The sequence below is a fragment of the Marinagarivorans sp. genome (assembly GCF_982758155.1).
In genome coordinates this window covers 14,943-23,227 of record NZ_CEXWTU010000051.1, presented here as the reverse complement: position 1 = coordinate 23,227, position 8,285 = coordinate 14,943, and the positions used below count along the sequence as shown (strand labels likewise).

The following is an 8,285-nucleotide window of genomic DNA, read 5'->3' as shown; positions in this document are numbered from 1 at the left end:
CGCTCGCGTATGCCGCTAATGCCAAGCGGAGCACTGCCTTGCGGTAAAGTGAAGTCGCTGCCTTCGCCTTTGGCGTGCCAATTTTCTGGGTGGGCGCCATTAGTAATGTGGATAGTAATAAAGCGTTTTGGTGCTGGCCCGTCTTGTGCGAGTGCGCCTCGGCTCCAAAGCATATTAGCGCCCATAAGGCCACTATTGAGTGCGGCGGAGGATAGGCCCATTTTCGCGGCGCTTTTAACGAATGAGCGACGGCTACCGATTGCAAATTGATGTTTTTTCATAATTGTAGGCCTTCGCTTATCGGTTAAGTTCTTTGCGGTAGCGCACGAGCTTTAGCGCACCCAACTGCTTTAGGATTTCTTTAGGATTGCTATCAGCCGCAACCATAGCGGCTGTAATGTCATCAATCGAGCAGCTGTAGTCAGTATGTTCTTGTTCGGTCAGAGACCCCAAATCTTCATTGTCTTCATCAATAACCTCGTGGCCTGTACCCATCGCAAAGCGAAACAGGTTTTGCGCAAAACAGTGCTTGGCGCTATCTAAGGTTGCTAGTGAGTGCGAAAGCTCTTTGGCGCCATAAAATGGTAAACGTGCACCGTCGCCAACAAAGCTTAAGCCAATAAGCTCGCCGCTGGCATCAACCATCAGACCGTTGCGGTCAATATTCTGATGACGGCCAATGGTGTCGTAATCTTCCATGCCGAAACCGAGCGGGTTAATGATTTCTTTATGGCACGCCTGGCATGAACCTTCTTTAGTTAATTCGTGATAACGCTCGCGGTTGGTGATATGCCCACCTTCCCATTGGCTAGCTAGCTCAGCGGCGGCGGCTTCGCGATCAATGACAACGCCCGGTGGTGGTGGTGGAATATCTTGGCACAGTAAGCGCTCGCGAACGGCGCCGGCACGACGAATAGGTGAGGTCTCATCATTGTTACCGTAGGCTGTCATAAAGGCGCCAGTAGTAAGAATACCGCCGCGATTTGCACCGCCATCAATTTTGCTGAATGCGTTGCCGTTAGCACCGCTCAAGCCGTAGTAACTAGCCAGCGTGGCGTTAGCAAAGGTGTAATCGGCGGCAAAAAATTGGTCAATGGTTTGAGTGTCATCCAGCACTACGTGGGCGAAGAGTTCGCGCACCTCTTGCACCATTGCGCGACGAACTTCTTCGGTAAGTTCTGGGTATTTGGCAGGATCTTTAGCTTCACGGAGTGCGTCGTCGGTGCCTAGCCATTGTGCGGCAAAATCACCCAGATGGGCTTTGGCGCGTGGCGATTCAATAAGGCGACCCACTTGTGCGGCAATTTGGGCTTCTGTGTTGAGTTCTCCGTTTTCGGCCGCCGCCATAAGTGCAGCATCGGGTGTGCTGCCGGTATACGTGTAGGCAAGATAGGTGGCTATTTCATAAGGTGTTAATGCGTAGGCATCAAGGTCGGGTGCGTTTTCCATTAACTCGGCTTCGCCGTAAGTTACGGTATGCACCTCGAAGAAAGACTCGTCGTAGACTTTGCTGCGTAAATCAAGCGCTATACGTGTGCCGTGATGACCGGACACGCCAGGAAAGTAGACTTTAATCGTTCGGTAGTCTTGCCAGTCGACAGTCACTTCGTGAGAGAAGCTGTTCACGGCAACCGTCATTTTCGGCACGGTGCCACCAATAGTTGTGCCTTTCACCTTAACTTCCATTAGGGTGCCAGTGCCGGTGTAGGATAAGTGTTTCTCTAGTTTTGCTTCTTGTTGATCTCGCGAGCGAACTTTCCAGGCGCCATCTAAATCGCCGGCTTCGCCAAAGTTGTGTTGAAGGTCAGTCGCTTTTAGTTCGGTTGTAGTGCCTGTAAATACATACTGGCCACCGTCGTATTCGCCCTGTGAAACAGCAACACCTTGTTCCGAACGGTATAAAAAGGCAGGTGATGAAAGCACGGCAGTAAGTGCCATTTCGATGCCGTTATTAATATCGCCATCAATAAAGCCATCGCCAAAGAGACTTGATATCGCTGTGATTTCTTCGCGGTTAAGTGGCCGGCGGAATGCGGATTGAGCAAAGCCTTGCGTGAATGCGGCGGCACATTGCGCAGCTGTAACGCTACCGCAATTAACAATGCCGTTAAAGCCGCGAGCTTTTGACCAAGCGGCGATTTCTTCTGCGGCTATAAGGTAGCTGTCGACATGGACTTCGGTGACGCTGGCACCGACGTTGTTGCTGAAACCGTGGATATAAGTGTCATCGGGCAGGCTATTGCTGATTTCAAAATTGATACCGACGAGATCTTCAATGGTGTTTTGGTATTCGCCGCGGGTTAGTAGTTTTAACTGGCGAGCCCCATAAGTAACTCGATCATCACAGATGTTGCCCTTATAAGTTAGTGTGGGTGTTGAGCTAGAGCTTTGAGAGGCCCATGAGTCAATATAAGCGGCGATATCGGCGGCGCATTGTTCGTCGCAGCGGCCGCTATCGGCGGCGTCGGGCATATAGCGGTAAATGTATTCCGCTAATGGCATTTCGCCAAGTTCATCTTTACTGTAGTTGTAACTGATTTTTCCGGCTGTGATTTTGGCTACAGCGCCATTACCGTCATCATCGTGGCAGCTAGTGCATTGCAAATTATCGTTTTTATAGTTATCCGTGTAATAAATGCGACCGCGACTCGCATCTCCGGCAGGAAAGCTGAGAGTTTGCCCCGCGGAGCTGGCTGCACTGCTTGAGCTGGTAGGCACCGCCTCGCTTGAGAGTGTGACCGGTATTGAACTAGCGCTGCTAGCTTGAGAGCTGAGCGCAATAGACGAGCTGGAGTTTTCTTCGTCCGGTGTAGCAACACATGCGCTGAGTAAGGTGACGCCAAGTGCAAGAAAGAGTGGGCGATGCATTATGAACCCTCGGGAATGAATGTAATCGATATCATTAGCAATTTTAAACCCATTGATGCCCCTTTTTTAGTACCCATCCGTATTAATGATATGTCTATTGCTTTTTTAGCTAATAATTGCCAAGTGTTTCACAAAGTGGTGTATGCGCCATTGTGGCGGCGAAGTATTGCTTTGTTTGTGATTGTATGTGGATAAAGAATCACGATAGCTGTTCTATTCGCCTATCACATGGTTTGCGGTTATTGCGTATAATCACGCAGCTTTTATGGTTTTGTTTCTCAATGTATCGCGATGTCGGCAGGCTCGTGTCTACCAAGGTTTAAAATTATGTCCGGTAATACGATAGGTAAGCTCTTTACAGTCACTACGTTTGGTGAAAGTCATGGTCTAGCATTGGGCGCCATTGTGGATGGTTGTCCTCCGGGCATAGAGCTTTCGGAAGCCGATTTGCAGATTGATCTCGATCGTCGTAAACCAGGGACTTCTCGCCACACAACGCAGCGCCGCGAACCCGACGAAGTCGAAATTTTATCCGGTGTCTTTGAAGGCAAAACAACGGGTACTTCTATTGGCATGGTGATTCGTAATACGGATCAGCGCTCTAAAGATTACGGTAAAATTAAGGATCAGTTTCGGCCGGCCCATGCCGATTACACCTATCACCACAAGTACGGCATTCGCGATTATCGTGGCGGCGGTCGTTCTTCTGCTCGAGAAACTGCCATGCGTGTTGCCGCGGGCGCTTTAGCTAAAAAAGTACTCAAAGCACAATTTGGTGTTGAGGTGGCAGGATACCTTAGCCAGTTGGGGCCGATTACTATCGATAAGGTCGATTGGAGTGAAATTCATAACAACCCGTTCTTTTGTCCAGACGCCGAAAAAGTACCGGAAATGGAAGCTTACATGGATGCGTTGCGCAAAGAGGGCGACTCCATTGGTGCCAAAATAACCGTTGTGGCGAAGGGGGTGCCTGCCGGTTGGGGCGAGCCAGTATTTGATCGCTTAGATGCCGATATCGCACATGCCTTGATGGGTATTAACGCGGTAAAGGGTGTAGAGGTAGGGGATGGCTTTGCTTGTGTGGAGCAGAAAGGTACACAACACCGCGATGAGATCACGCCCGAAGGCTTTTTGAGTAATCATGCGGGTGGTGTCTTGGGCGGAATATCTTCTGGCCAGGATATTGTTGCGCATATAGCGTTAAAGCCAACCTCGAGTTTACGTTTGCCTGGGCGTAGCGTGGATGTGAATGGCGAGGCGGCCGAAATTATTACCACTGGTCGCCACGACCCGTGCGTAGGAATTCGCGCGACGCCCATTGCTGAAGCGATGCTGGCGATTATTTTGTTGGATCACGCTTTGCGCCAGCGTGGCCAGAATGGTGCCAATCCCGTTGTTGAGCCCGTGGTTCCCGGCGCTGCCGGTTGATTTCAGGTACACCTTACTGGCGCTTAAGCGCTGTCTACTTTGGTTACTTTGCCGTTATTGGTGGGATATCGCCTTACTGGAGTGCGTATCTCGACAATATCGGCTTTGCGCCTCATATCATCGGCCTGCTTGCCGCCATCCCTATGATCACGCGTTTAATGGCACCTTATGTGTGGGGGGTTATTGCGGACGCTACGGGTCGCCCCCTGTTAATTATTCGCGTGGGTGTTTTCGGCGCGTTGATCAGTTTTGTCGCTTTGCTGTTTTCCCAAGATTTTTGGGTATTACTGGTCGCGTCTTTTGTCTTTAGCTTCTTTTGGAATGCCGTGCTGCCACAGTTTGAGGGGTTGACCTTGAGTCACCTGGGCGAACGTTCGAGTTTGTATAGTTATATTCGCCTTTGGGGCTCTGTGGGCTTTATCGTCATGGTGCTCGTTCTCGGGGTGTTGTTTGATAGCGTGTCGATCAACTATTTGCCGCTGTGCTTAATGTTGGGGTTGGTACTCGTTTCTTTTGTTAGCTGCACCTTGCCGGATGCCCCGAAAGTTGAGCGCAGAATGAATGAAGCCTCGAGTATGTGGGCTGTATTGCGTAAGCCTACCGTCGCTGGTTTTTTTATTGCCGTGTTCTTGTTGCAGATCAGTCATGGTGTGTATTACGGGTTTTATACGCTACACCTGCAGGATTATGGTTATAGTCGAACAGCGATTAGCGTGCTGTGGAGTGTGGGCGTTGTTGCTGAAATCGTGCTATTTATTTACGCGTCTCGATTGCTGGCAGTAATGAGTTTAAAGAACTGCTTACTGATGTGTTTTGCCGTTGCTGCATTACGTTGGTGGGTGATTGGAATATTCCCAGAGAGTATTGCGTTACTCTTTATCGTGCAAATAGGTCACGCTCTTACTTTTGGTTTGGTGCATGCTGTGGCGATGACCTTAGTGAGAACCTATTTTGGCGAGGCTTTGCAGGGGCGAGGGCAGGCGCTATACAGTGCTGTGGGTTTTGGCGGCGGTGCGGCGGTAGGTACTTATGCGGCTGGTTGGCTGTGGCACTTGGGTGGTGGCGTGGCGTTTACAGCGGCGGCAGTTATGGCTGTGCTCGCTTTTGTGGTTGCTCTATTTGTTATGCCTAAAGGGCCTTGTAGTTCGGGGGGGCAAGTGTCGTGAGTGCATCTTGGGTTCTTCAGCCAGAAAAATAACGACTGATTGAGCAGAAAGCATCCAATAGTTGGCGTATACTTCGACCTTTATCTAAAATACTCGCGCAGCGTAAGCTATTTGACGTTAGGGGCGAGGAAACAATATTTCATCCACTAATGCTTGATCCCGACATCCTTACCTTCGTTGCTTAAAGCGTTACATGCCCCTGCATGTGCCCCTTTAAGCGCCTCGATAAGAAAGCCGATCTCTTCGCCTAATTGGATAAACTATTATTGCTTCGTCCCTTACGCCTGAGCTATCGGTTAATTCATTGTTTAAATTAGGATTCAATATGCGCACAAGCCGATTTCTTTTGGCCCGTGTCGTTAGCCTGTTTGTTGTTCTGGCTATGTTTATGGGTGGTAGTACTGTGCTTTTCGCAGAGGAGCTATGCCCGCTCGTGAACTGTGACTGTGAGGTGATATCTTTACCCATTTGGCAGGAGCAGTGTCTCAGTGCAGAAAAAAGCATTAAGGCGGCTTGTGCGGCCAACGAGGGAAAGCCGCAGCAGTATTGTGGTCTGCAGGGTCCAGCCGCTAGCCCTGTGGCTTTGTCGACGATTAATCGAGAAGTCACCGCAACTACACTAAAGACGCTCAGGCAGTATAAACGTCAGGTCGTGATGCTCATGTGGTCTGTAAAAGATGACCTTGATAACGTGCGCTACCGTGAAGAACGCCAATTCTTTGGTGATGCACTACAAGTGCATAAGTTATTGAATCAAAATATCGAACGTCTCTATTCCACGCAGCGCAACGCCGCAGAGGGAGACCGGTTACGTAAAGGTGATGCGGAAGCTGAAATATTGTGGCGTGATTATCGCGCTGAAATAGTGGATGTTGTTGCGCAGTTTGAGGCTTATGGTGAGGTGCTTTGGGGGAAGTTTGCCAATGCGCAAACTGTAAAAGAGAAAAAAGCGTATCGCTTATTAACGATGCGCATTTTACGTAGCGCCAGTCAATTGAGTGAGCACTTAGCGTTTGCGTATGTAGGTGAAGGTAATATTAAAGCTTCGGCTTTGGCGTGGCAGCAAGCCGCCCGAGTGTCGCAGAATTTATTAACCAAGGAGCAGGAGTCAGCTGCTAATAACAAGCATATTTCCTATTATCGTTACCAAGCGGCTGGGCGTTGGAATCGTGCGAGTTATTACTGGATGGAAGCTAATGAACAGCCTCTTATTGAAGAGGCTGTTAAGCAGGCTGAGTTGACCTTGACTGTAAATTAAGCGCTAAAAATGAACTTTTAGGCTACCGTAAAAGCCGTCTAGGGTTGCATCAGAGTATAGGCCTTCTAGGTCATCGGCTTTAAGGCTGGAGGTTCTATATCCTAGTGCAGCACCAAGCTCCATAACCGTCATATCGAACATGTAGCCAGCTTCAACTTCTAGGTCTATAACCTCGTTACTACTGTAAGCGATGGCATGGCCTCGGCCTCCAACAAAAAAGCCAGAAAGTGGGAGATCGAAGCGAATCTCTCCAAATAGCATGGGTACAATAAAGTCTATGTCAGTTGTTGAGCCTAGTGGTGGGATTTCGCAGAGGCTTGGTCCTCCAGGTATGAGGCTTCTACTTGAAAAGCCGAGGTTGATACAGCTGTTACCTAAGGTACTTGCAGGAAGGTATTCGATGAATGACGATTCATAAAACTCACCCGTCATCTGGCGCACTGTTAGGCCTAGGTCTAAATTGACCCAGTTGTCTAAAATTTCGTAATAAAAAGTGACATCTAGAGCATCAATATTCAGTTCGGTGTAAACATCTTGAGCGAGCGTTGTAAAAATCTCCTTGTCATTAATAACACCTCTGCTTAATTCGCGAGTGTTAATCTCTTCTGGGCTAGTGCCGCTGTCCGCTATTTTAGAAAAGCCGAGCCGAACGTTGGGCAAAAGTGGTATTGGGTGCTCAAAAGCGATGTGACCAAAAAGTTGTTGGTTTTTTTCAAAGCCACGTTCATCAAAGCTTGGAACACCCCAGCCGAAAGCTTCTCGTTCAGCAAGTTTAGCCGTGCCAGCAATTTCACCACTAAATGTACTCTGCCAAGTTGAAATTGAACCATGCACACCAATAAAGTCGGCAAAGGCCGTCGGCGCACAGAATGCGGCCATTGAGGCCAGTAATAGTTTTTTCATTAGAATCCCCTTGTTTTCTATGCAGTCGTTATAGCAGAAATGTTTGCTTGCGTCTGTGGTCAGGTATCAAACCTTAGATCCATTTGGCGTCGTATTGTTTAATCGTGTGATAAATGCTTGGCCAGCGTTGCTGAGTGTGCGACCGGTATGCTGAATAAGGCCCAGATCGCGCTTAAGTGTTGAGCTTTTAACCTTTAACACTTTCAGTTGTTCGTCGAGCATGCTGGCTGGCAGTACGCTCCAGCCCAGCCCTACAGAGCACAGCATTTTTATCGTCTCTAAAAAGTTAGTCGCCATACTGATGTTCAGGCTTAAGTCTTGTTCGTTAAAAAAGCGATGGATCAACTGCCCGGTATAGGTGTTCAAGTCGGGTAGTATGGCAGGGCTTTGGCTGAGTTCGGCGAGTGTGCAATCGACGGAAATGGTGCTTTGGTGGCTGGTGATAAACACTAAAGGGTCGTGCCAGATGGCAGTGGCAGTAAGCGGTGGAGCTATCTTTGGTGGCAGCGTCACAAGGGCAAGCTCACATCTACCTTGCAGTACGCGCTCGCAAGCGACTTCTGAGTCTAAAAATTCAAAACGCAGGTTCACCTTGGGGTAGCGTTCCGCAAAGTCACGCAACACTGGTGGTAGTTTGTGCAGTCCAATGTGATGGCTCGTTG

General features: G+C 49.1%; 8 protein-coding genes. 4 read left to right on the top strand and 4 right to left on the bottom strand.

Annotated elements, in window-relative coordinates:
• Together AC3A8L_RS08120 and AC3A8L_RS08115 are read right to left on the bottom strand one after the other, a co-directional pair.
• A partial coding sequence (locus AC3A8L_RS08120; RefSeq protein WP_487961735.1) for a hypothetical protein occupies window positions 1-281 on the bottom strand: 281 nt, incomplete at its 3' end.
• A 16-nt stretch (window positions 282-297) separates the two neighbouring features.
• Window positions 298-2,868, bottom strand: coding sequence for a DUF1592 domain-containing protein (locus AC3A8L_RS08115; RefSeq protein WP_487961734.1), 2,571 nt, complete (start codon window positions 2,866-2,868; stop codon window positions 298-300).
• Here AC3A8L_RS08115 and AC3A8L_RS08110 point away from each other — a divergent pair.
• From AC3A8L_RS08110 to AC3A8L_RS08095, 4 genes are all read left to right on the top strand, one after another.
• On the top strand, window positions 2,863-3,063 hold the full coding sequence (locus AC3A8L_RS08110; RefSeq protein ID WP_487961733.1) for a hypothetical protein: 201 nt from the start codon (window positions 2,863-2,865) through the stop codon (window positions 3,061-3,063). The two genes, AC3A8L_RS08115 and AC3A8L_RS08110, sit on opposite strands and share 6 nt — an antisense overlap.
• Before the next feature lie 132 nt (window positions 3,064-3,195).
• Window positions 3,196-4,296 (top strand): chorismate synthase, encoded by a 1,101-nt coding sequence (aroC, locus tag AC3A8L_RS08105; RefSeq protein WP_487961732.1) that lies wholly within the window; start codon window positions 3,196-3,198, stop codon window positions 4,294-4,296.
• Entirely contained in the window at window positions 4,293-5,462 is a 1,170-nt protein-coding gene (locus AC3A8L_RS08100) for an MFS transporter (protein WP_487961731.1), read from the top strand. The genes aroC and AC3A8L_RS08100 overlap by 4 nt, the downstream gene beginning before the upstream one ends.
• 325 nt (window positions 5,463-5,787) lie before the next feature.
• A complete protein-coding gene (locus AC3A8L_RS08095; protein ID WP_487961730.1) occupies window positions 5,788-6,720 on the top strand; it encodes a hypothetical protein in 933 nt (310 codons plus the stop codon).
• 3 nt (window positions 6,721-6,723) lie between these two features.
• Here the strand turns inward: AC3A8L_RS08095 and AC3A8L_RS08090 are convergent, their stop codons facing one another.
• Together AC3A8L_RS08090 and AC3A8L_RS08085 are read right to left on the bottom strand one after the other, a co-directional pair.
• A complete protein-coding gene (locus AC3A8L_RS08090; protein ID WP_487961729.1) occupies window positions 6,724-7,623 on the bottom strand; it encodes a TIGR04219 family outer membrane beta-barrel protein in 900 nt (299 codons plus the stop codon).
• 66 nt (window positions 7,624-7,689) lie between these two features.
• Window positions 7,690-8,285 (bottom strand): LysR family transcriptional regulator substrate-binding protein (locus tag AC3A8L_RS08085; protein WP_487961728.1); only part of this gene is annotated, 596 nt, incomplete at its 5' end.

Bases quoted from the DNA above. Each gene is read 5' to 3' on its own strand.
- AC3A8L_RS08090 (WP_487961729.1), bottom strand. From the start codon at position 7,623: ATGAAAAAACTATTACTGGCCTCAATGGCCGCATTCTGTGCGCCGACG.
- AC3A8L_RS08095 (WP_487961730.1), top strand. From the start codon at position 5,788: ATGCGCACAAGCCGATTTCTTTTGGCCCGTGTCGTTAGCCTGTTTGTT.
- aroC (WP_487961732.1), top strand. From the start codon at position 3,196: ATGTCCGGTAATACGATAGGTAAGCTCTTTACAGTCACTACGTTTGGT.
- AC3A8L_RS08115 (WP_487961734.1), bottom strand. From the start codon at position 2,868: ATGCATCGCCCACTCTTTCTTGCACTTGGCGTCACCTTACTCAGCGCA.
- AC3A8L_RS08110 (WP_487961733.1), top strand. From the start codon at position 2,863: ATGCATTATGAACCCTCGGGAATGAATGTAATCGATATCATTAGCAAT.